General features: G+C 55.7%; 11 protein-coding genes. 8 read left to right on the top strand and 3 right to left on the bottom strand.

Going from position 1 to position 22,988, the window contains the following annotated elements; all coding sequences use genetic code 11:
* The first annotated feature begins 461 nt into the window (after window positions 1-461).
* The 3 genes from JAO29_RS05990 (at window position 462) to JAO29_RS05980 (ending at window position 2,762) form a co-directional block, all read left to right on the top strand.
* Window positions 462-1,145 carry a response regulator transcription factor gene (locus JAO29_RS05990; RefSeq protein ID WP_334267283.1) on the top strand — a complete coding sequence of 228 codons (684 nt, stop codon included), beginning with the start codon at window positions 462-464 and terminating at the stop codon, window positions 1,143-1,145.
* Window positions 1,146-1,258: 113 nt separating this feature from the next.
* Window positions 1,259-1,636 carry a response regulator transcription factor gene (locus JAO29_RS05985; RefSeq protein ID WP_334267282.1) on the top strand — a complete coding sequence of 126 codons (378 nt, stop codon included), beginning with the start codon at window positions 1,259-1,261 and terminating at the stop codon, window positions 1,634-1,636.
* A gap of 49 nt (window positions 1,637-1,685) precedes the next feature.
* Window positions 1,686-2,762 carry a sigma-54 interaction domain-containing protein gene (locus JAO29_RS05980; protein ID WP_334267404.1) on the top strand — a complete coding sequence of 359 codons (1,077 nt, stop codon included), beginning with the start codon at window positions 1,686-1,688 and terminating at the stop codon, window positions 2,760-2,762.
* Here JAO29_RS05980 and JAO29_RS23435 read toward each other — a convergent pair.
* The gene (locus tag JAO29_RS23435) at window positions 2,752-3,114 is read right to left on the bottom strand and encodes a response regulator (protein ID WP_442886323.1); all 363 of its coding nucleotides are present in this window, start codon (window positions 3,112-3,114) and stop codon (window positions 2,752-2,754) included. The genes JAO29_RS05980 and JAO29_RS23435 overlap by 11 nt on opposite strands.
* Before the next feature lie 492 nt (window positions 3,115-3,606).
* Between JAO29_RS23435 and JAO29_RS05975 the strand changes: the two genes are divergently transcribed.
* Window positions 3,607-7,113: a PAS domain S-box protein gene (locus tag JAO29_RS05975; RefSeq protein WP_334267281.1), complete on the top strand. Its 3,507-nt coding sequence runs from the start codon at window positions 3,607-3,609 to the stop codon at window positions 7,111-7,113.
* A gap of 735 nt (window positions 7,114-7,848) precedes the next feature.
* A complete protein-coding gene (locus JAO29_RS05970) occupies window positions 7,849-8,211 on the top strand; it encodes a hypothetical protein (protein ID WP_334267280.1) in 363 nt (120 codons plus the stop codon).
* Window positions 8,212-8,338: 127 nt separating this feature from the next.
* Here the strand turns inward: JAO29_RS05970 and JAO29_RS05965 are convergent, their stop codons facing one another.
* Entirely contained in the window at window positions 8,339-10,909 is a 2,571-nt protein-coding gene (locus JAO29_RS05965) for an alkaline phosphatase family protein (protein WP_334267279.1), read from the bottom strand.
* A gap of 348 nt (window positions 10,910-11,257) precedes the next feature.
* Here JAO29_RS05965 and JAO29_RS05960 point away from each other — a divergent pair, with 348 nt between their 5' ends.
* Window positions 11,258-14,275, top strand: a complete 3,018-nt coding sequence (locus JAO29_RS05960; RefSeq protein WP_334267278.1) for a TonB-dependent receptor — start codon at window positions 11,258-11,260, stop codon at window positions 14,273-14,275.
* A gap of 705 nt (window positions 14,276-14,980) precedes the next feature.
* Here the strand turns inward: JAO29_RS05960 and JAO29_RS05955 are convergent.
* The gene (locus tag JAO29_RS05955; protein WP_334267277.1) at window positions 14,981-16,381 is read right to left on the bottom strand and encodes a hypothetical protein; all 1,401 of its coding nucleotides are present in this window, start codon (window positions 16,379-16,381) and stop codon (window positions 14,981-14,983) included.
* A 354-nt stretch (window positions 16,382-16,735) separates the two neighbouring features.
* On the opposite strand from JAO29_RS05955, the gene JAO29_RS05950 reads away from it, so the two are divergent.
* The gene (locus tag JAO29_RS05950; RefSeq protein ID WP_334267276.1) at window positions 16,736-20,212 is read left to right on the top strand and encodes a TonB-dependent receptor; all 3,477 of its coding nucleotides are present in this window, start codon (window positions 16,736-16,738) and stop codon (window positions 20,210-20,212) included.
* A 335-nt stretch (window positions 20,213-20,547) separates the two neighbouring features.
* Window positions 20,548-22,830, top strand: a complete 2,283-nt coding sequence (locus JAO29_RS05945; protein ID WP_334267275.1) for a GH92 family glycosyl hydrolase — start codon at window positions 20,548-20,550, stop codon at window positions 22,828-22,830.
* The last annotated feature ends 158 nt before the right edge of the window (window positions 22,831-22,988 follow it).

Here is a 22,988-nt window from a genome sequence, read left to right as displayed (position 1 = left end):
ACCGTGGGAATGGTTCATTCCGCTGGACAATCTGCGATTCAGGGACTTAGAAGGTAAGTGGGAGTACCGCTCGAACGCGCTCGACCTGTTGATGCTTTCACCAAAGCTGCCACGCGCGAGTCAACATTATGACGGGAGAGCTGCCTCCTGTTCGTCACTTTCGTTTGAGGCGATAATGGAGAAGCAGTGCGTTTGGCCCACATGGCCGCCTCGGACGAGGCTCGAACGCGTATGGATCACGCCGCGTGTTACCACCAGAACGGACCGATCAGGTTCCGCCCACGTGCGCCCGGTCGATGCCTGATCTATGATGCCCTTTCACTGAGGGTGCCGATGGGTGCCCGGCCAGCGGATACGGCACATGATTGTGAACCAAGGTCCGGGTAATTTGGGTAGTTGCTTCTGAATATTGTTCTGACTGTGCCTCAACAACAGAATGGGATCGAATTCGGGGTGGTGAAATGGAATTGGCCGAAACTTCCAACGTCTTTGTTGTCGATGATGACGCATATGTCCGTGATTCGCTTGAGGCGTTGCTGGCAACGGTAGGCCTGCGCGCCCTACTCTTTGAAACGCCCGAAGCATTTCTTCGTTCGGTAACGCGGGATGTCCCCGGTTGCCTCATTCTGGATGTGAGTCTTCCCGGAATGAACGGCCTAGAATTCCAGCGGCAGCTCAGGGATGCTGAATTCCATATTCCCGTCATTTTCTTAACGGCCTACGGCAACATCCCAATGACGGTATCCGCAATGAAATCAGGAGCAGTGGAGTTTTTCACGAAGCCCTTCGATGATCAGGTTCTGATCGATGCGGTTCAGCGGGCACTGAGCCGGGACCGTGCTGTACGCGAAAAATCCGTCGAGCTGGCCGATTTACGAAGCCGTTATGAGACCCTGACTCCGCGCGAACATGAGGTGATGAAGCTTGTCATTTCCGGCCTGCGAAACAAGGAGATTGCATCGAAGCTCGGTACGAAGGAAATCACGATCAAGGTTCATCGTGCTCATGTCATGCACAAAATGAAGGCCGAATCTCTTGCCGACCTAGTGAAAATAGGGGAAAAGCTCCGGCGGTTCCACCCTAAAGCTTCGCTCCTGAGCGATCTCCCTCAGATTAATCCCCGGCGCTCCGAATTTCAGAGATAGCTGAGAACACCGGAGTGCCTGCGCGGTCTCCGAGATTCCAGTCGCTATTCACTTTGCCCGGTTATACCAAAGCATAATTGCGCACCTCGTATCATCGGAATACGTTTGTCGATATGGCCGTTCAGGACAAGCGAATGCTGATCGCTATTGTTGATGACGACGGTTCGGTGAGAGATGCACTGCAGGGTCTGATGCATGAGGCAGACTTGCCAACATGTGTTTTTGAATGCGCTGAGGCTTTCCTCGAATCGGGCAAACAGCACGAAATCGGATGCCTGATCGCTGATATTCGCATGCCGGGAATTTCGGGCCTGGAGCTGCAGGCAAGGCTGAATGCAGACCATCGACGGATTCCGATCATCTTCATTACAGCGCATGGAGATGAGGCAATGCGCCTTCGGGCTTTGCGAGCCGGCGCTGTGGAATTTTTGGCGAAGCCATTTGATGATCAGGCTTTGCTCGACAGCGTGAGAGCGGCACTGAGCCGCTGAGTATGGAGCCTTCACCAGGAAGGCTTCTCGGAGATCACCTTTGGACCTTGTGCAGCCAATTCCGTCGATCGAATCGGATCAGGATCAGCGCAGATTCGAGCAGATCATTGGCAACAGCTCCGCGCTTGAATCCGTGCTTGAGCAGGTCCAGCGTGTAGCTCCCGCCAGTTCTACCGTGCTCATCCTAGGTGAGACTGGCACGGGCAAGGAATTGATCGCACGTAGCATTCATAACGTAAGCACGCGCTGCGGACGTCCATTCGTCAAGCTGAACTGCGCGGCGTTGCCTTTTGATCTGCTGGAAAGCGAGCTCTTTGGACACGAAAAAGGCGCATTTACCGGCGCAATCGCGCAGAAAATGGGCCGTTTCGAATTGGCCCACACCGGGACGCTTTTCCTGGACGAGATAGGTGACATTCCGTTGGCATCACAGCCTAAATTACTTCGTGTCCTGCAGGAACAGGAATTCGAGCGATTGGGAAGCGGCCGCACGATTCGAGTGGATGTCCGTCTCGTGGCTGCAACGCACCGCGATCTGGCTGAAATGGTGAAGAGGAACGAATTCCGGAGCGATTTGTATTACCGACTGAATGTCTTTCCCATCACCATCCCTCCGCTGCGGGAAAGGCGTGAAGATATCGTTTCGCTGGTTTGGCATTTCGTCGATTTGTTCAGTCGGAAGATCGGCAAAACAATCCAATGTATTCCCCCGGAAACATTGGCAGCATTCCAATGCCATGATTGGCCCGGCAACATACGAGAACTTCAGAATGTGATCGAAAGGGCAATCATCCTGTCGAACAACGGAACGCTTCCGAATATCCTCGCCCCTCGAACGAACGAGACCCCCAATGTGAGCTCAGCACAACCAACGCTGAAAGATTTCGAACGAGATTTGATAGTACAAACCTTACGAAGTGCGGACTGGGTCATTGGCGGCGCGGCTGGCGCTGCGTCAAAGCTGGGTGTAAAGCGCACCACCCTAATGGCCAAAATGAAGAAGCTCGGGATCGTCCGGCCAGGACGGCGCAGCAGCAAAACCTCAGAAACAACCGACCAGTATCTGGCCGAAGCTAGGCCAGTCAGCAGCGCATATCCGGCTGGCGGCTGGCTCCCTACGGAATAGCACACGTGAGCGTCGGGATGCCCGGTTTGCTCCCGTGCATTTCAATAAGACTCAGGTGTGGTCGGCACAAACCTGAGACCTTGAGCAAACTATTCGAGCCTCTTCGTGCGTGCATCAGTTCTGAGATTTGGGCGAGCAGTGCAGCTGCCCCCATACCTTTCGGAACGAAGACGTCGACATTGATGATTTCGTTCTCTGGAATTCTGAACGCACCAGAATAGAGGATGATCCTGATATTTCGATTCCATGCTCTGATCTGGCGGGCAACCATGCAACCATTCATCTCGGGCATCTCGTAGTCCAGGACAGCTACGTCGATCGCATGCTTGGTATCAATATGCGATCGCCTCACTGGCGCTCGCGGCCCGTCAGCAGGAGGAATCCCCTCCTCTCCAGCACGGTGGCGCACAGTTCCAGCTGCCTACTATCGTCGTCTACGAGCAGTAGCGTTGCATCTATGGGGGCAGTGATACTCACGATGACCTCTCCCTTATGCCGATCACAAAGCATGTCAAACGCCAAACCGCTCCGACTCAACAACTCCTGCAATGACATATGGAGTTCGCCGACTCCTCGGGCCGAATTACAAGCACCAAAGCACCGTTGAATTCATCGCGGCGTTAACGCACATTGCCTGGCTCGGCGACCGTGACATCTTTTTCGCTTGGTGTGAGGCCGAAGTGCTCGCGGTAGGGGAACGGCCGGCAACTAAGGGCAATCTGGTCTCGACTGCTTCGCCGCGCAGACAGGATGGCGGGTGTGCGGTATTATGTCAGATCATTGCAATCAGAATGAGTCTTCATCCATGGCATCGCGTTCAAGTTCGGGGGCGCCAAGAGGCACGATGCGGTGGGACCACGTGGGCAAGCCCCTCTTTCGACTTCTCGCCGGGGTCGCGACGGTGTTCGCGATCACGATTGCTCTCTATGCAGCACCCCTTCATGCTCGGAGCTTAACGGCGAGTCTCACCTATCTAGTTGTTGTCTTGATCGTCGCTGCCTTCTGGGGCGTTCGTGACGCAGTTTTTGTCTCATTCCTTGCGGCATTGGGATTTATCTGGATGCTGCCGCCCGTCGGCTCTTTTCGGCTCGATGATTCACGTGACTTCTCTGCGATCCCTGCATTCCTCTTCATCGGGATCACAGCCGGCTATTTTTCAGAGCGTGCACGCAGCGAGGCTTTGAACGCGAAGCGGCGCCGTGCGGAAGCCGTTGCCGCACAGGAGCGTTACCGCGGTCTGGTCAATTCGGTGGAGGCTATCGTCTGGGAAGCGGATGCCTCCACGTTCGCTTTTCTGTTCGTCAGTGAGCAGGCGGAACGCATCCTCGGTTACCCCGTTGAAGCATGGTTAGCCGAACCCGCATTCTGGACGAACCACCTTCACCACGAAGACCGCAATTTGGCAGCTCATTTCTGCGAACAAACCAAAGCCAGTGGACAAAAGCAGGATTTCGAATACCGTATGATCGCCGCCGACGGACGTGTGGTATGGCTGCGGGGCGTGGTTGCATTTGTGGTCGAGAACGGACACCCGAGCCGGCTGCGCGGCGTGATGATTGATATCACCGAGCGCAAGCAGGCAGAGCAGGCTCGCCAGGAAATTGAGGAGCAATGGAAAGCGGCTTTCGAGAGCAATCCTACAATGTACTTCATCATCGACGCAGCGGGCATGATCGTTTCGGTGAACGGCTTCGGTGCAGAGCAATTGGGTTACTGTGTGGACGAATTGATAGGCCAACCTGTGTTGAATGTGTTTTATGAACCTGACCGACAGTCCGTCCAAGGATATGCCAACGCGTGTTTCGAGCAGCCTGGCCAAATGAAGAGGTGGGAAGCGAGAAAGATCCGAAAAGATGGCACGATGCTCTGGGTTCGCGAAACCGCGAATGCAGTATTTTTGAAAAAGCGCCCGGTGTTGTTAGTCGTATGCGAGAACATTACCGAGCAGAAGCGCGCCGAAGATGCCGCCCGGCACAGCGAAAAGGAGCTTCGTGATGCAATCGAAAGCGTCCCAGCGATGTTATTCATCGCTCTGCCTGGTCCATCCAATGTATTCGTTAGCCGGGGTTGGCGCGAATATACAGGCTTGACGTCGGAAGACACGGCAGGATTCGGATGGCAAAGCGCAGTCCATCCGGAAGATATGGAGAAATTTTTGGAGAAGTGGCGAGTGTGCTCGGCAACTGGCGAGCCATTCGAAGATGAAACGCGTTTTCGCCGTGCGACGGACGGGGAATATCGCTGGTTTTTGATCCGGGCTGTGTCGCTTCGCGATGAGTACGGAAACATCCTCAAGTGGTATGGAGTACTGACGGACATTGAAGATCGCAAGCGTGCCGACGAAGCTGTACGGAAGAGTGAAATGCATCTTCGGGATGTAATTGATACGATTCCGACGATAGCATGGACCGCGCTGCCCAACGGGAACATAGATTTCGTGAATAGAAGCTGGCAGGAATATCTCCAAATATCCCTGAACGACACGTCAGGCGCTGGTTGGGAGACGTCAATTCACCCCAATGACATCTCTAGCAACCTGGAGAGGTGGCAAGCCTCGCTTAGTTCCGGTAAGCCATTTGAGACAGAGTCACGCGTAAAGCGAGCCAGGGACGGAGAATACCGCTGGCTCCTGCATCGTGCCGTTCCGTTCCGAGACGACAACAATAACATTCTCAAGTGGTACGGGATCTCTACAGACATCGAAGATCGCAAGCGGGCAGAGGCTTTACTCACGGGAGAAAAGCGCATTCTTGAGATGGTGGCGAAGGGGGATTCGCTTGCTCAAATACTTGACAGCTTGTGTCGGCTCGTAGAGGAACAGGCTAGCGGTGTTCTGGCGTCTGTCTTGTTAGTTGACGGCAACCACTTGCGGCATGGTGGCGCGCCCAGTCTTCCAAAGACCTACACCGATGCTATCGATGGGGTTGAGATCGGGCCTACTGTTGGTTCCTGCGGGACAGCCGCGTACCGCGGAGAACAAGTGATTGTGGCGGACATCACAACGGACCCCTTGTGGGCGGAATTTCGCGGAGCAGCTTTGCCTCACTCCCTGCGTGCCTGTTGGTCCACGCCGGTCTTTTCATCGCAAGGTAAAGTAATCGCGACCTTCGCCATGTATTATCGCGAGCCCCGCAGCCCGAGTACGCACGATCAGGAGATCATCGAACAGATCACTCATCTGGCGGGAGTTGCTATAGAACGTAAGCTGACACAGGAAGCTCTGCGGCGAAATGAGGCGTATCTCGCGGAAGCGCAGCGTCTAACCAGGACGGGCAGTTGGGCCTACAACCCTTTCACGGGGAAGACAGTTTATTGGTCAGAAGAAATGTTCCACATTTTTGGACTCGATCCACAGGAGGGTCCGAGCAGCGAAAAATTCTGGCAGCTCGTGCACCCGGAAGATCTCGACAGGGTAAGAGTTCGAGTTGAGAGGGAGGCCCAAGACCAAAAAGAATACGTTGACGAGTACAGGATTGTTCTGCCTGATGGAAATCTCAAACATATTCTCGATATTGGGCATCCGGTCTTCGATGAGGCTGGAGGTGTAGTCGAATTCGTCGGCACCGCAGTCGATGTCACGGAGCGCAAACATGCGGAGCAAGAACGCGAAAGGCTGCGCCAGATCGAGGAAGATCTCGCGCACATGAACCGCGTGAGCATGATGGGGGAATTGGCGGCCTCGTTGGCGCACGAAATCAAGCAGCCGATCACCGCAGCCGCGACGAATGCCAAAACTTCTCTGCGATGGTTGCACCGCGAGCCGCCTGAAATCGGAAATGCCCGCGATGCGGTATCAAGGGTCGTTAAGGACGTAATCCGGGCCGCCGACATCATCGATCGAAATCGCTCTCTGTACAGTCGAGATACACCGAAACGGGAACCGGTCAACCTCAATGACCTGATCCGAGAAATGACCATGCTGCTGCACGATGCTGCGGGCAGGCATTCGACATCCATCCGTGTCGATCTTGACAGGGCCCTTCCGACAACTATCGCCGATCGTGTGCAGATGCAACAGGTCCTGATGAACCTGATGCTGAACGGCATTGAAGCGATGACGAATACGGGTGGAGAACTGACGATTAGATCCAAGCTAGCCGAGGATGGTCAGCTGGTTATCTCTGTGAGAGATATGGGTATTGGCCTCCCCACCGAGAACACCGAACGCATCTTTGACGCGTTCTTTACCACTAAGGCGCAGGGCACCGGCATGGGACTCTCCATCGGCCGGAGGATTATTGAAGCTCATGCCGGGCGCCTGTGGGCGTGTGCGAATGTCGGACGGGGCTCGACCTTTTATTTCGCTTTGCCTGCCGACCTGGCGACGCCATCGTCCCCTTCTGGCGCCTGAATTGATCAAACCGCCGTATCTGGCGAAATCCTTTTTCGCCGGTAGAAACCGCCCGGCTTCAGTGACATATTGGACTATGGCGTTGCAGCCACTACCCTCTCAAGTTGAGCGCGCCGCCTGCGTTACAACCGGGCGACACAATTCTGGGCGGCCGACCCCGCCTGCCCTGTTCGCATTTCGACAATGCCAAGGTCAACCCTTTGACACTTCCTCTAGAAGCGAGACGAATATTCAAAGGCATGGTCGCCACCTCTGACGGTCAGAAGCCATGCTGGCTGGCTCCCCGCAGGCCAGCCAGAACGCCCACTTTGATGCGATGGCTTTGTGGCAATTTTTGTGGCAAATACCGCCGTCTGGGCCCTTTGCCGGTTATGCCGTCTCAAAGTACGCGCCATCAATAGCTTAGGTTTGAACTCATACCTTCACACGGTGGAAGTCGTGTTTGTCCCTCCCATGGAGCCAAAGTTCGGATATAAAAGCCTCGACCGATAGCCTTGCCCCAATCGCTCCTCGCTGGGATACCGTCCGTGCCGCGTTGATCTGCGAGCCAGCGAACAGTAAGGGAACAATAAAGATTTCGAACGATTGTTTCCCGCTAAAAAGTGCCTCTGCTTTGTTGCGCTAAATCATTGAAAGTTCGTTAGTCAGCCGTTTCGCAACGAGGAGGCCGTCAGTTCGATCCTGATCAGCTCCAGCAAAAGAATCAGACACTTACAAGTAAAATCTGGGTCCAAAATGCGATCTGGGTCCATTACGCCGCATTTTTCATTCTTATTTTGTTACCGTATCCGGAACTCGCTGCAAAAAGGTCTTACGAACACTGGATCGGAGAACTATGGCGGTGGCGTTGTGACCGCAGGCGGTTTGTTCTTTATCGGGGCGACCAACTACGACGCGAATTTTCACGCATTCGATAAGAGCCACGTAAGCTGTTACGGAGACGACGCTGCCAGTAGCCGGAATGCTACACCAGTTGTCTACGAAGCTGGGGAGCGGCAGTTTGTTCTGGTTGGTGCCGGAGGAGGAAAGAATTCAAAGGCGCTGCCCGATGGAAGTTATGTCGCTTTCGCGTTGCCACAGAATGAGGCTTCGAAATAGCGAGAGCGTAGCGACGTCGCGCAAACGAGGATCGTACAGGTGCTATCCGCCCCAATCTCGAGAGCCTCGCATAAGTGCCAAACAAAAGGCCTCCCACTCTACGGGAGGCCTTTGCGACGTATCGGCGCTATTCATCATCATCCTTGTCGATCTTGCCCGATTCAGCAACATCGATCAGCGGTCGGAAGCGATGCACAGGCGTCGGCATCGCCGAATCCTTACCCTTGATGCTCTTCCACAGGATCTCGTTCAACGCATGCATGGGCGCCCGGTCCACTTCTTTGAAGTTCATCCTGCTGCTCTCCTTCGCGCCGTAGGAGTTCTTCGTATTCTTCGCATTCACGTCGATCATAGGCTTGATCACGTTGAACGGTGTTGCGGACGGCGTCGTACCGAAAGACGTATACATCGGCATTGCCGCCGCATCGTACTGGCTCATCGCAGGCAGCCCAAGCAGCAGCTCTATCGATCGCACCATTGAGCTCGTCGTGTATAGCGTGCTGTCCACCATGCCGCGTTTCACATAAGGGCTGATCACCAGTCCCACTGTTCGCCGCCCGTCGACATGATCTGCCCCGTCCTGCGCATCGTCCTCAATAATGAAGATCGCCGTGTTTCGCCAGTAGTGGCTGTGACTCACCGCATCCACCAGCTGCCCGATCGCATAGTCGTTATTGGCCACCATAGCCCGTGGCGTATACGCTCCCGGAGTTGTGCCGCGCGTATGATCTTCCGGCATGCTCATCACAATGTAGTTAGGCAGACGCTTCGCTGGATCCGTACTGTCATAGTTCGACTCAAACTCTTTTAAGTCCCGCAGGAAGACTGCGACCTTGTCCGTATCACGGTTTTCAAGCCCAGCACCGTACTCTTTTGAGACATGTCCCACCAGCCCCTCGGATCCGGGCGCAGCCTCCATCGTCGCGCCGGTGGCCGTGCTCGCCCGCGCGGCGCTCTCGCCATACGAGCGATACGTCAGTCCCTTTCTTCGCGCAAGATCCCACAGGTGTCCTGCCGAGGGAACCATCGCGTGCACGCCGTACGATGCACGGCTATGGCCGCCATACTCCGGGGGCCACTGCTTCTCGTTGAAGTCCGTCGCATACGACGAGTTCGACCACGAGTGCCCGTCGACACTCACCTCGCCATCGCAGTAGAGGTTGTCCAGCACAACATACTCCTTCGCCAGTGCATGCTGGTTCGGAGTCACCTCTTTGCCAAACAACACCAGTTTCGACTCGCCATTCGCATTGGGTATATCGCCGAACTCCTGATCGTATGTCCGGTTCTCCTTGATAATGTAGATAATGTGCTTGATTTCGCTGGCCTCTCCCACACGCTGCGGGATGATGCTCGGCTCCTGCGGCATCCGCGCCTCCGCAAGCAGCGAGTCATGATACGGCGTATTCTCCGTCACCTGGCGCGTCCACACCGGCAGCTTTTCCTTCAGGTCCGTCACCGGCAGCACCTCGAGGCTACTCTTCTGCAGCGTCTTGTCGCTCTCTTTGCCGAAGTGCGGACCATCCGGATCCGGATGACCCTCTTCTCCCTTGGCATTCCCGATGTAAAGGGTGCGCCCCTGTTCTGTCAAAAGCAGCGCTGAGGGATACCATCCCGTCGGAATAAAGCCTACCACCGTGCTGTGCGGGCGGTTTTCAATATGTGCCACTGCAATCGAGTTGTTGTCCGCATTCGCAACGTACAGCAGCTTGCGCGCGTCATCGATTGCCAGCGCGTCGGGCGTGGATCCCTCCGGAGCCAGCGGCGTTAGCGTTGTCGACAGCCGCTCCATCACCTCCAGCTTGGTCGCATCGATCACATACACCGTGTTGTCGTTCGAACACGCAACGAACAGACGTCCATCCGAAGACAGCTTCATATCGTTCGGGTTTATCCCCACATGCAGCGTACGGACCACCTTATTCGTGGCCGTATCAATCACGCTCACCGACTCGCTCGACCAGTTCGAGACAAACAGGAGCTTTCCATTGGGCGTAAGCAGCGTCTCGTACGGTGTCGTCTCGACTGGAATACGCGTCACGATCTGCCGTGTCTTCCCGTCGAATACCACGACGTCGCCCGGCCCCGTTCCCGTACCGCGATTCGCTGCATACAGCAGATGTCTGCCCGGTAGATAAGCCACCCCGGACCACCAAACCAGCTTCGGATCGATTGTCTCCACCAGCTTGCCCGTCGGCTGCTCGCTCAACCTGCCGTTCGCATAGGTAAATTCGTAGATCGGCGCTATCGGCTCCGCCGTGTTCTTCGCCCCGGATGCGTTCCCACCCGAAACATAGAGCGTACGGCCGTCCTGGGACCAGGCCATGCCCAGCCACGTCGACGGCAGCTCAATATGCTGTAGATGCTTGTGCGTCTTCGCATCAAACACATCAATCGCATGTGGCAAAAAGCCCGAATTGATCGATACCACAACCTTGCCGTCCGGTGAGGACACCAGATTCAGCACCAGATCGTTCATCTCCCCCACAGCCTTGCCCGCGGGTGTAATGCGCCAGCCGTTCGGCAGGTCCGAGCCGTCGGCAAAATGTTTAGGAAGCCGCTTCGTCTGCTCGCCCAGGACATGGTCCTTTACCGAACCGGAAGCAGACGTCTGACCATAGACAACATCGCGAGACGATGACAGAACAAGTAGGAATGCACACGCTGCAAGCGAAGAAAACTTCAATCCGATAGACATCAAACTCCCCATATTTAGACCGGCTTACGTGGTGGAATATAGCAGCGTCCTACAATCGGAAGATTAAAGCAAAACAGGCACACTTGAGCCCAGGCAAGCGGGGCGCTTATCGGCAAGCAGGAATCCCTCACCAAGAATGCTTTGGAATCGCCCAGCTTTTCGATCAACATCTCTAACGGGGAACATTATTGTGTCGGGTCAGATCAAGCCAACAAGAGTCCCTTCGCTGCTTAATTTGTATGAACTTCGAGCTCTCTGACCTTGTTTGTCTCTCAGTTCAGAATCCTTAACTGGATCGTCATCTTGGTTACAGATGCGTTTGCTTAAATGTCTTTTAGGTACATATGAATGAAATGGACTGATCTCCTTGCTTTATTTGTTCTGAGCCTTATGGGCGCTTCGCTCTGCCATGCACAGGTGGACCGCAGCGGGCTGAGCGGCTCGGTGACTGATCCCACCGGCCGTGCATTGGCGGAAACGCACATCACCGCGGTTGAGAACTCCACCCAACTGAGGCGTGAGACCGTGTCCCACGCCGATGGCAGCTACCACATCGCCGAACTTCCGGTGGGCTCCTATACGATTACCTTCGAACACGCCGGCTTCAAGAACGCGACCTTTGTGAATGTCGAAGAGACGATCGGGCGGACCCGCCAGCTGAATGCGAAGCTCGCGGTCTCGGGCGGAGAGCAGCGGGTGGAGGTATCGGCCAGTTCGGAGCAGATCGATACGAACACCGATGCGCTGGGCGGCCGCATCGAAAAGATACAGGCGCAAGAGTTGCCCCTCAACGGCCGAAATTGGGCGACACTGACGGCACTCGTGCCTGGCGCGGTGGACACCGGGGGCAGCAACCAGCGATCGATTCGCTTTGCGGGACGAGGCCGCGATGACGACAACTTCACTTACGACGGCATCGACGCGACCAACATCATCAACCAGGCGCAGCAGCCCTACGTACGCCTTGCCATTCCACTTGACACGATCGAGGAGTTTCGCATCGATGCGATGCTGGCGACAGCGGAGGGCGGGGGGACAGGCGGACCGCAGCTGGCCGTCACCTCGCCTTCGGGTACGGACGACTGGCACGGACACGCATTTGAATATCTGCGCAACAACGTCTTCGACGCGCAACAGCCCGTGCCGGTTACAAATGCGTCGCAGCCGCCGTTTCATCTGAATCAATTTGGCGCATCGCTGGGCGGTCCTATCGTGCGCGGGAGAACGTTCTTCTTCTTTGCCTATGAGGGATACCGGCAGCGCTGGGGATTCCCGCTGAGCGGTTACGTGCCGAGCAACACATTCCGCGCAAAGGTTCTTAAGGATTCGCCGGCGCTCGCGGCGATCGTGAACGCTTACCCATCAGGCCAGCTGTTGACGAGCGACCCGAACATAAACCAGTTCGTAAGCGAGGGCACGCAGGCGATCAATGAGAACTCCGCGATGATGCGGCTCGACCAGCGCTTTTCGGAGAAGACCACCGGTTTTATACGCTTCAATTTCGACCGCGCAGTGAATACGCAGCCGCTGGCAAGCTCCGGGCAATATCTCAAAGACCTGCAACAGCTCACATCGGCCCCGGTCAACGGTGGTCTTGAGCTGATGCATATCTTTAATCCGAACCTGGTGAACGAGATCAAGTTCGGGTTCAACCGTAGTACAGCAAAGACAATCGACCTCAACCAGACGGGTATACCCTATGCGGTCTCGGTCGCAGGCTTCACCACGCTGAACAACAATCGCGTGAGCAGAGGGACAGGGAATTCATTTTCGGAGATCGACAACCTGACGTGGGTGCGGGCGCGGCACACATTGAAGGCCGGAGTCGAGATCCGGCGGATTCAACTGAATCAGGGAAATACGGAGGCCGGAACCATCGCATTCGCCTCGACCGCGGCGTTCGATGCGAACCAGGTGAGCACGGCGAGTTTGAATGGAACTCTGCCCGTGAACGGACTGCGCAAGACACAGTACTTTGGATATGTTCAGGATGAGTTCCGGTGGATGCCGAAGCTCACGCTGAATCTGGGTCTGCGGTACAGTTTCTTCAATATCTTTCACGAAGTTCTGGGGCGGGCCAATCCGTTTGATTTCGCCACGTGCGGGGAACAAGGATTCTGTGGCGTAGGCGCGAGCTTCGGCCAACGGAATTACAGCGATATTGATCCGCGCATAGCCTTTGCATGGGCGCCGGATAAGAGCGGTGAGACAGTGATTCGCGCGGGCTTCGGCATCTACCACGAAGACGGCCAACTGGACGATCAGAACCTGCCCATCAGCAACGAGGTCTTCGCGTATTCGCTGTCGAACAAGACCATCCCCCACCTCAGTTATCCGATCGACCCATTTCTCTCCAACACGCAGGGAGTCATCTCGCCGCGCGACGCCGACCGCTTGCGCAAGGACACCTACGTAGAGCAGTGGGGACTCTCCGTCCAGCGAGCACTGCCAGCGGACTTCGTCAGCACACTCTCCTATGTGGGAAGCAAGGGGGTTCACCTGCTGGCGCTCTCTGCTGTAAACGTTGTGGATCCACTGACGGGTACGCGGCCCTATCCAGGCTTCGGCCAGGTGAGCTGGCGCGGCAACAAGGACTCGAGCGACTACGAGGGATTTTCCGCTGCGGTAAAACGGTCGTTCTCGCGCGGGATTCTCTTCTCAGCGAATTACATGTGGTCGCATGAGATCGACAACGGCTCGAATGGCAGCGGTGACGGCGACTCGCTAGTGCCGCAGGACGTCGCCTGTCCAGCGTGCGAGCGCAGCAGCGGCATCTGGGATGTTCGTCACGTGGTGAACGCCAATGCCGTCTATGAGCTGCCCTTCGGGCCGAACAAGCCGTTTTTAAATCAACGAGGAGTTCTGAGCAACATTGCTGGCTCGTGGGAACTCACCTCGCTGGCAGTAGTGCGCACCGGCTTTCCGGTGAATGTGCTGGTCAATCGCTCTGCGGCGAGCGTGCCAGACGGCAACACCAGCAGCCAGCGTCCTGATCTGGTCCCTGGCGTTTCGCTGACGCCGCCGGCAGGCAAGAGCATCGGCGAGTGGATCAATCCGGCGGCGTTCGCGATGCCGGACAACGGGACCTTCGGTGACGCTCCGCGGGATATCGGCCGCGGCCCCGGCGCATGGCAGATGGATCTCGGTGTAATGAAGAAGGTCTCGATCACAGAACGTGCACAGCTGGAGTTCCGCTCGGAGTTCTTCAACATGTTCAATCATCCGCAATATGGTCCGCCGCAGACCACCTTCGGCGTCCCTAGCTTCGGCAGCATTATCCAGACGGTGAACACCACGACTCCTGTCAGTCCCGTGGGCTCGGGAACGCCGCGCGAGATGCAGTTCGCTTTGAAATTGAAATTCTGATTGAATCCTGAGCAAAAGCTATGAAACTCGTAACAACCAAAACAATCTTGTGTAACGATGCAACTGACGAGAGGCCACTCAACCGGTATCTCGTCGATCATGGCGTCCAAATATCCTCAAGCCAAATTAAGTTGAGCGCGCCAGTTCGACACGCCCGTGTCATGGAAGAACGTTTGTAATACACCTGATCAGCTCCGCCAAGAAATCAATCACCTATCGCAAAAAATTCTTTCAATAAGACAGAAGTATGTACGTGGGTCCATTGTGCTGCATTCTCCTTCTTTATCAGAACCAGAGACGCGACCTTTTCTCCTGCCTCTCGTTTTTCACCTCGCCCTATTTGTGCAGAGGTAGTCCACGGCATCTTCTTTGTGGAGTGTCGCATCAATTCCATTCTCGATCGCGAATAGCTGGGGCATCGTCGACGAGGCACTAGGACGCGGCTGTACATTCGATACCGCATGCCTGGCCGACTTGATGAGGTTTTCAACCAAGCAACAAGAAGGGGTGTGAACCTCGCAGGAAAGCGAAGCTGTGCCTTCACAGGTGGGCAAGGTGCAGAGGTTCGCGCAAATCATGATCGCGGAACTGCGGGAGGACGACGAAGAAGCCAGAAGGGTAAGCACGGCTACCAAAACCCTCAAGGCACACGTTGGTTAGTCTCTCGGCTCATGAATCACGGATCACAACTCGATCCTCAGCTGTTCAGCGCGTTTTGATGCGTTCAGCGACTATCTGGGGAGCGGATGCGTTTGAGGAGAAGTTGTCTGCGCCGATCAGAAGCTCGAACGATCGCAATTGGCCGTTCGGCTCTCGAGCGCGCTGGAGAGTCGGCGCAATCAGAGATGGAGTGAGCAGGAACGTTGTGGCCGCCTGCGTTCCTGCCGTATTGAGACCTCCCACGATAAGGACATGTCCCGTGGACGTGAGGTTGGGGAGAAACGCTATCAGACCGTAAGTGTGGTCCTGTTCCTGGGTACCGTAGAGCGTGCGCTCACCTGCATGTGGATGCGTATTCACGAGGCCGGAGGGAGTTTGTGGGTCTGTGTTGATACTTTGACGAAAGTTCATCTGTGGTACGAAGAGTTGAATCCACGGATTGGATTCGACGGAACCAATGAGCACGGCGTTCCCGGTGCGGAGGTCGTCCATCCGAAGATCGCGGGCGTACCGAATGGTCATACGCGAGCGATTGACCCTTTCAAGCTGTGCCAGATGCGTGGCGAAATCGAGATCGACGACACTGGTGTAGCGTCGAGCGCCCAACTTGAGGATTTCAGCATCATCTGGATTTTCCCGACCGTTCTTGCTGGTTCGATATCCCCCGCTGATGTAGCTGCCGAGTGGCACTGGACGCGCCGTGAGGCGCTGCATGATGACCAGACCATCATCCGAGGGCACGATAAAGGTATCTCGATCAGCATCAAACATCTGCCGCCAGAGGCAATTTGATATAGCCTCCGTTGACGATTCACTTGCGCGCCCGAGGAAGCGTAGGGGGTGGATTGCCGTGATTGTGAGTCCTAAGGCGATGCCGAAGCAGAGCGTCAGCAGGGGGCCGTAGCTCCACAAAAATAAAGCTGCTGTAAAAGGTTTTCGGCTAATGAATCCAGGATCGGGCAACGTGTCAGGCGGGCAGTCGAGAGGAGTGTGCGCCCTCTCCGTGGAGGGAAAGGACGACTCTTCGACGAGCTTTCGTGGAGAAAAGCATGGGGTATAGCCTCCGCGCGGTATCTCCAGGAGCAGAGGGTCGGCTTTGCCTTCCCCTGTGTAGTAGTCGTCTATGCGGCGACGGAGGTTGCGGGCGTAACTGCGAACGATGTTGTCCTCGTTTGAGTCGTAACCTTCCGGTCTGTCGAAGACAAGCATGCCAATCTGTTGCTCAGTGATCTCATCGGCCCGATTGCGAATATGTCGGTCGACGATGAAGAGCAGGAAGCGAGCAAGCAGGCGCGATCGCCCGAGGCTTCCGCTGGAGGCGATGCGCAACGCAAGCTCCCAGCGTGGATCGTCTGCATGGGGATGGATTCTTACCTTGCCGGCATTGAGCAGGTCTAAGGCCGTCGCCTGAGATTCGATCTTCGGTGCTGGTTCCAAGGTCTGCATATTCGGTTAAGAGGGTCTCAGGGATAAAGCTATGTCGCTCTTATGAATGGGCCATGAACGATTCCGCCTCCCGCTATGCGGACGCGTTCTAGGGGGTGTAAATGAGGCCATACACGAGTGTTCACCCGTGTGCGGAACACTCGAGCGTCGATGAATATTAGAAGAATCGTGTCCGATAAGTTATTTATTTAAAAGTAGTTATCGGCAGGCGGAGATTTTTTTCACGGTTCTGAACCCCTTGTGAGGGTTCCGGCTCTCGCGGATGATCGGATAAATCCCACAAGCAGCGCGGAGGATTGCCTGAGGCCATCGACTCTGCCGCTGTCAAATCTTCTCTTTGAGGCTATTCCAGTGATGAAGTTCTGGCACATATTTGCCCATCAGCTGCGTAAGCAGCGGCGCTATACATCGCTGATCCTGGCATGCGTGTTGGCATGTTCCTGTCTGCCATTGTTCGGGCAGTCCGATCTCTCTGGAGTGTCGGGTACCATTACCGATGAATCCGGAGCAGTGATCCCGAGCGCTACCGTGACTGCGATCGACGAGGCAACCGGGGCAGAACACAAGGCGGTTACGAGTGACTCCGGTTATTACACGATCCCCAGCCTATCGCCAGGTCGCTACACAATCATTGTGCAGGCTTCAAGCTTTCGAACGGTTACCAGCAAAGGTAACAACCTGGACCCCGCGGTGACGACCACGGCCAACTTGAAACTGATGGTGGGCAGCACCAACGAGACGGTGCAAGTAGCGGCTCAGGAGACCGGCATTCAGACCGACAGCACTGTCCTCGGGCGCGTGATTACAAGCAAGCAGGCGGAGTTGTTGCCATTGAGTGGGCGCAATCCCATCACCCTGGCTTTGTTAAAGGCCGGTGTAACCAGTACCAGCGGCAACGTATCGAATTTCCAGTTCAGCACCGGCCTCGGGGGTCTGAATATCAACGGTGCCCGTGACCGCGACAACTTGGTGACATATGACGGAGCAGTAGCGGTGCGCGTGCGCGCAAGCGGCGACTCCGTGGGTGTCGTCGATCTTGAGAATGTGCAGGAAGTCCAGGTGCTTGCGTCGAACTATCCGGCCGAATACGGCAGATCCGTGGGGGGACAGGTGCGGATCATTACACGGGCTGGCACGGATCGCTTCCACGGCACGGTCTATGAGTATCTGCAAAACCCGGTGCTCAACGCCAATACCTGGGTACGCAACCACGCCTCCGCAAACTTCAACTCTGCGCTACCCAACAGCGTGAAGTCGAATTACGTGGCGCCTTTCACCTACAACCAGTTTGGTTTCAGCGTAAACGGCCCGGGGTACCTTCCGCATGTGCTACCGAAAGGTAAGGTGTTTTTCCTCTACTCTGAGGCGTTTGTACACTTCCCTGCGACTAACACGGCCCCGGTTACGGTACCGAATCCCGCCTTCCGCACTGGTGACTTCTCCTCGGTCTCCACGCATCTGCGTGACCCGCAAGCAACAGGCGTCTGCAACCCGAAGACCGGTGGGCCGGCCTGCTTTCCTGGCAACATCATCCCAAAGAGCCGCCTAAGTCCTAACGGTGTTGGCTTGCTGACGGTCTTTCCCACACCGACGCCCGGATTCCTCGTGGGGACGCAAAACCTGCTGCAGATTGCGAAGCATCCGCAAAATCAGCAGATTGATAGCGGGAACCTGGACATCGTGCCAACCGAAAAAGACTATATTCGATTCCGTCTAACGCACTTTTACTATTATGAGAACAATCCATTCTCAGCGGCTTACGACCTCGTGCCCCGTATTTTTAATCGGCCCAACCAGACTGTCTCTCTCGACTGGGTTCACACCTTCAGCCCGACTACCATCAATGAAGTACTGATCACGGCAGCGCATAGCGCCGATCGCCTTTCCATCGACACGAGCAGTGGTCTTTACGATCGAACGAGATATGGCGTCAACTATCCGTTCCTCTTTCCAACCGGTAAGGATCTCCCCAATAAAATTCCTACTGTGCAGTTTGATAGTAGTGCGATCACAACCATGGATGGCAGCGCCTATCCCTCGCACTCACAAGGTGAAGTGTTTGACTATGCTGACACCTTTACTCATATTATCGGCAACCACACACTGCGCGCCGGCGTTCTGTATGAGCGGGCGGGTGAGAACGATAAGGATCAAATCTCCGGCCAGAACAGCGTGCCGGGCCAAACCAACAACCAGAATGGTAAGTTTGAGTTCTCGAGCGCCAACCCAGCCGGTACAGGTCTTGATACAGCAGATGCGGCGCTAGGTATCTTCCAGAGCTATGCTGAGGTGGGGCCACGTGCAGAGACGCCTTACCGAGCAAACATGTTCGAATTCTTCGCGCAGGACTCGTGGAAGGTAAGTTCCAAGCTACACCTGGATTACGGTGTGCGTTACTCGATTGTGCGGCCTTTCTATAGTCTTTGGAACAACATCGGTACATTTGACCCAGCCTTCTACAGTGCGGCGAATGCTGTGCAACTCGATCGAAACGGAAACCCGATTTCTGGCACAGGAGACCCGCTAAACGGCACCGTGCTGTTTGGAGACGGTTTTACTGAGAGTGCGAAAGCTCATGTTCCGCTGGCGACTACGGGAGCGGCGGACCGCCTGTTCCACAATCTGCCGCGCGGCTACATCGATGTGCACTACACCACCTTTCAACCACGTATCGGTCTGGCGTACGCGGTGAACTCGAAGACGGTGGTGCGCTCAGGTTTCGGTCGCTACATGAGTCGGCAGGGTGTCTCCGATGGTGTCTTCGAAGGCGGGGCGCCACCGCTGCAGTCTTATGCGGGTATCAGTGGCGGCAGCGTTGATAACCCTGGGGGTGGTACGGCGGGCTCATTCCCGACCGTTTCAGGACGCGTGGACCGTAGTTCGCCGCAGCCTGAGGCGTATGTCTGGAGCCTTTCCGTGGAGCGACAGCTGCCGTTCAACACGGTGCTCGGAGTTGCCTATGTAGGGCGCCGCGGATTACATGGTCAGTTTCAGGCCAACCTCAACGAGGCTCCTGCAGGTTCCGTCGCCGCAGCCAGCGCTGCAAAGTTGAACATTAACTCGTATCGACCCTATGCCGGCTATGGTCCTATCACGCTAGTTATGCAGGGGTCCGGCTCTGCTTACCGGGGTCTGCAGGTCGACTTGAATCACCGCTTCCAGCACGGCGTGAGCTTTGGTGTGGCGTATACGCTAGCGAATGCAACGGACTGTGGATCATTCCAGAAAAACTTCCTTCCCAGCGTCCACGATCCGAAATACCTGTGCGGTACGGCGGATTACGACATACGTCATGCGATCGCAATCAATGCAATTACGGATATTCCGTTCAATGGCACCAATCGACTTGCACGCGAGATCCTGGGAGGGTGGCAGATCACACAGATCTATAACTTCCAGACTGGCGTTCCAGTTTCAGTGACGACCACGACAGATATTGCCGGCGTCGGTACGGGCGGTGGTGCGCAGTTTTATTCCACCGTGCCCGGTGTCAGTCTGGCGGGCGCAGGGAAGTTCTCAGCGGGTACATCCGACCAGAACTTCTGGTTCAATCCCGCCGCGTTTGTAGCGCCGGCCTCCGGCACGTTCACGCCGCAGCACAACCGGAATATCTTGCGCGGGCCAGGTGTGGAGAACTTCAACGCGGGTCTGCAGAAACGGTTCTACACCGTCAACGAGCAGTACCTTACCTTTCGCTTCGAAGCCTTCGACTTTCCGAATCACCCAAATCTGACAGCTCCGGATACGAACCCCACCAGTTCGACTTTCGGAAGAGTGACCAGCAAGACTGGCCAGCGTTCCATGCAGGCCAGTCTTCGTTACACTTTTTAGATTCGATGTGAAGGACGAACGGGAAGGTCAGCAACATTCGCCTGCCCGTTCGTCGCCGTAGCAGTAGGCCATGCCTCAACTTCACTGCGGAAAGTCAAAATATGCTCATGCGTCTCAAGATCACTTTCACAAGTTCCCTAATCGTATGCACCTCAAGATGGACGCATCGCTGTGGCGAGCCAATCCGGTTATAAACCACACGGCACTGTTGTGATCGACACGCGCACACAACGCGAGATTCAACACATCGAACTGAAGACCACGTAGCTGGCGACTAACCCGAAGGCTCCTGGAGTCGGAGAATAACTCTAGTACAGAAAAGGCGATACTCAGCGATGCGACGGCACTCGATTCTTCGTGCACTACCAATACTGCTTGTGCTTTCACCTGGGCTCGCGCGGGTCACGGCTCAAGAACTTGCATCAAGCAAGCCAGCGACGCTGGACTACATACGTAATGTGGATCCCTTCATCGGTGTCGATTGGGGGGGCAACACCTTTGTAGGCTCTACAGTGCCCTTCGGCATGGTGAAGGTCGGGCCGGATATGGAGACTTTCGATGGAAGGCGCTCTGGCTTCGGATACTCGAGTCATGGTGTGATCCTGGGTTTCTCGCACCTGCACCTCAGCGGTGCACAGGGCAAGTATGGCAATATCCTGGTCGCTCCTGTGACAGGTCCACTGGATATAGCTGACATCAAGTCGCCACGAGAGAAAGAGATCGCGCAAGCCGGTTACTATGCTGCGACACTTACGCGCTACAGCGTGCGTGCGGAACTGACGAGCAGCCGACGCGTTGGCTTCCATCGCTATACCTTCGCCAACTCGGGAGACGCGCATATCACGTTGAACGCGGCAGCCGCATTGGGACTCGGCACCGGATCGGAATCGCAGAATTTTCTGGGTGCTGAGGTCCACGTCGTCTCGAATCATGAAGTGCAGGGTGTAGCACGCTTCCGCGGCGGTTGGAATAAGGGCGGCGAATACCGTGTCTTTTATGACTTGTTGTTGGACACGCCCGCTACAAAGGTCAGAGTTTGGACCGGTACGGAATTGAGCGCGGACCGGGATGCCACTGTTGCAGAGAACCGGCCCATTGGAGTTACATTTGATCTCCATGCCCACGCACATCAAGTGGTGCAGGCAAAGGTGGGCATCTCCTTCATCAGCGCGGCTCAGGCGCGGCAGAACATCCAGACGGAGATTCCCGGTTGGAGCTTCGAAGTGGTACATCAAGCGAACACCGCGCTCTGGAATGCGGAACTGGGTAAGCTGCAACTGAGCGGGGCGACCGAGAGACAGCGACGGGAACTTTATACGGCGATGTATCACGTGATAATGATGCCAGTGAACCGCACCGGAGAAAATCCGGGCTGGTCTTCAACTGAGCCCTACTATGATGACTACTATGCAATCTGGGACACATATCGGACCTCCAGTCCGCTGCTTACCCTGATTGCGCCCGGCCGTCAACGCGATATCATCCGTTCGCTCATTGATATTTACCGTCACACCGGCTATATGCCGGACGCCCGTAGCGGGAACGACAACGGACGTACGCAGGGAGGTTCCAATGCAAACGTGGTGGTGGCGGATGCCTATGTGAAAGGGCTGAGCGGTATCGACTATGCCACGGCATTGCAAGCCATGCTGCATGATGCAGAGGTGCCGCCTCAGGACGCTCAGAAGGAAGGCCGCGGTGGGTTGAAAGACTACAACGCGCGCGGCTATATCACTACGGCTGACGAACGCGCTGGATCGCGGACGGTAGAGTATGCATACGATGACTTCGCGATAGCAGAGGTGGCCTGTGGCTTGGGCCAGGCCAAGCAGGCGGCACGGGCCCTGGCGCGCGCACATAACTTTGAGCATCTATGGGACCCAAACATGTCGGTATCCGGCTTCAAAGGATTCCTACGCCCGCGGAAGCCGGATGGTTCATGGGCTGATCCGTATCTCGTAGTCCGCGGCACATGGCCGGACTTCATGTACGAGGGCGACATCTGGACTTACTCTCTGTACGCGCCGCAGGATATGCGGCGGTTGATTGAGATGGCGGGTGGAGAGAAAGAGTTCAACGCCCGGATGGACTTCATCTTTTCACGTGGCCACTTCGATATCGCGAACGAACCTGGTTTCCTGATGCCCTTGCTATATAACTACAGTCGGCGTCCGGATAAGAGTGCCGATATTGTGCACCTACTGCTAGAGAAAGCCTTCAACGATACTCGCGCTGGCATTCCAGGCAACGATGATTCCGGTGCGATGTCGAGTTGGCTGCTCTTTCAGTCGTTGGGGATATTTCCCGTGGCCGGCCAGGACATATATCTCATCAGTTCTCCGTCAGTGTCGGATGCCTCACTAGCCTTGGGCAATGGAAGGCGTCTGCACATCCTGACGAAGGGCTTCGACTCGTCAGGGTTGAACCGCTATGTACAGTCTGCAACGCTCAACGGCGAAAATCTTCAAACCAATTGGTTCCGCCATGCGCAAATTAAGGATGGCGCTACTCTGATGCTGACGATGGGATCTTCGCCCTCGACGTGGGGAACAGGAACTCCACCGCCCTCACTGAGCGACAGCAGCGCACGGATGTGTGTGCCGATATCCGCTAAATAGATATACGAAACCTGAATCTTCGGATCAAGCGCGTTTGCACCAGCGTTCTACTGTCATCTCAGGATTCGGCGGTTTCCTTCTAGGCAACGACCGCAACCGTATCGACCGCCCGTTGGCTCGTTCCTCTTATGCGCTTGTGGCATTCAGATATATTCCGT

The sequence above is a fragment of the Edaphobacter sp. HDX4 genome (assembly GCF_036877565.1).
Taxonomy (GTDB): Bacteria; Acidobacteriota; Terriglobia; order Terriglobales; family Acidobacteriaceae; genus Edaphobacter.
The sequence above is the reverse complement of the archived record's forward strand: the minus strand, read 5'-3'. Positions and strand labels throughout refer to the sequence as shown.

Coding starts and splice junctions, on each gene's coding strand:
- JAO29_RS05990 (WP_334267283.1), top strand. CDS start 462: ATGGAATTGGCCGAAACTTCCAACGTCTTTGTTGTCGATGATGACGCA.
- JAO29_RS05985 (WP_334267282.1), top strand. CDS start 1,259: ATGGCCGTTCAGGACAAGCGAATGCTGATCGCTATTGTTGATGACGAC.
- JAO29_RS05975 (WP_334267281.1), top strand. CDS start 3,607: ATGCGGTGGGACCACGTGGGCAAGCCCCTCTTTCGACTTCTCGCCGGG.
- JAO29_RS05970 (WP_334267280.1), top strand. CDS start 7,849: ATGCGATCTGGGTCCATTACGCCGCATTTTTCATTCTTATTTTGTTAC.
- JAO29_RS05965 (WP_334267279.1), bottom strand. CDS start 10,909: ATGTCTATCGGATTGAAGTTTTCTTCGCTTGCAGCGTGTGCATTCCTA.
- JAO29_RS05960 (WP_334267278.1), top strand. CDS start 11,258: ATGAAATGGACTGATCTCCTTGCTTTATTTGTTCTGAGCCTTATGGGC.
- JAO29_RS05955 (WP_334267277.1), bottom strand. CDS start 16,381: ATGCAGACCTTGGAACCAGCACCGAAGATCGAATCTCAGGCGACGGCC.
- JAO29_RS05950 (WP_334267276.1), top strand. CDS start 16,736: ATGAAGTTCTGGCACATATTTGCCCATCAGCTGCGTAAGCAGCGGCGC.
- JAO29_RS05945 (WP_334267275.1), top strand. CDS start 20,548: ATGCGACGGCACTCGATTCTTCGTGCACTACCAATACTGCTTGTGCTT.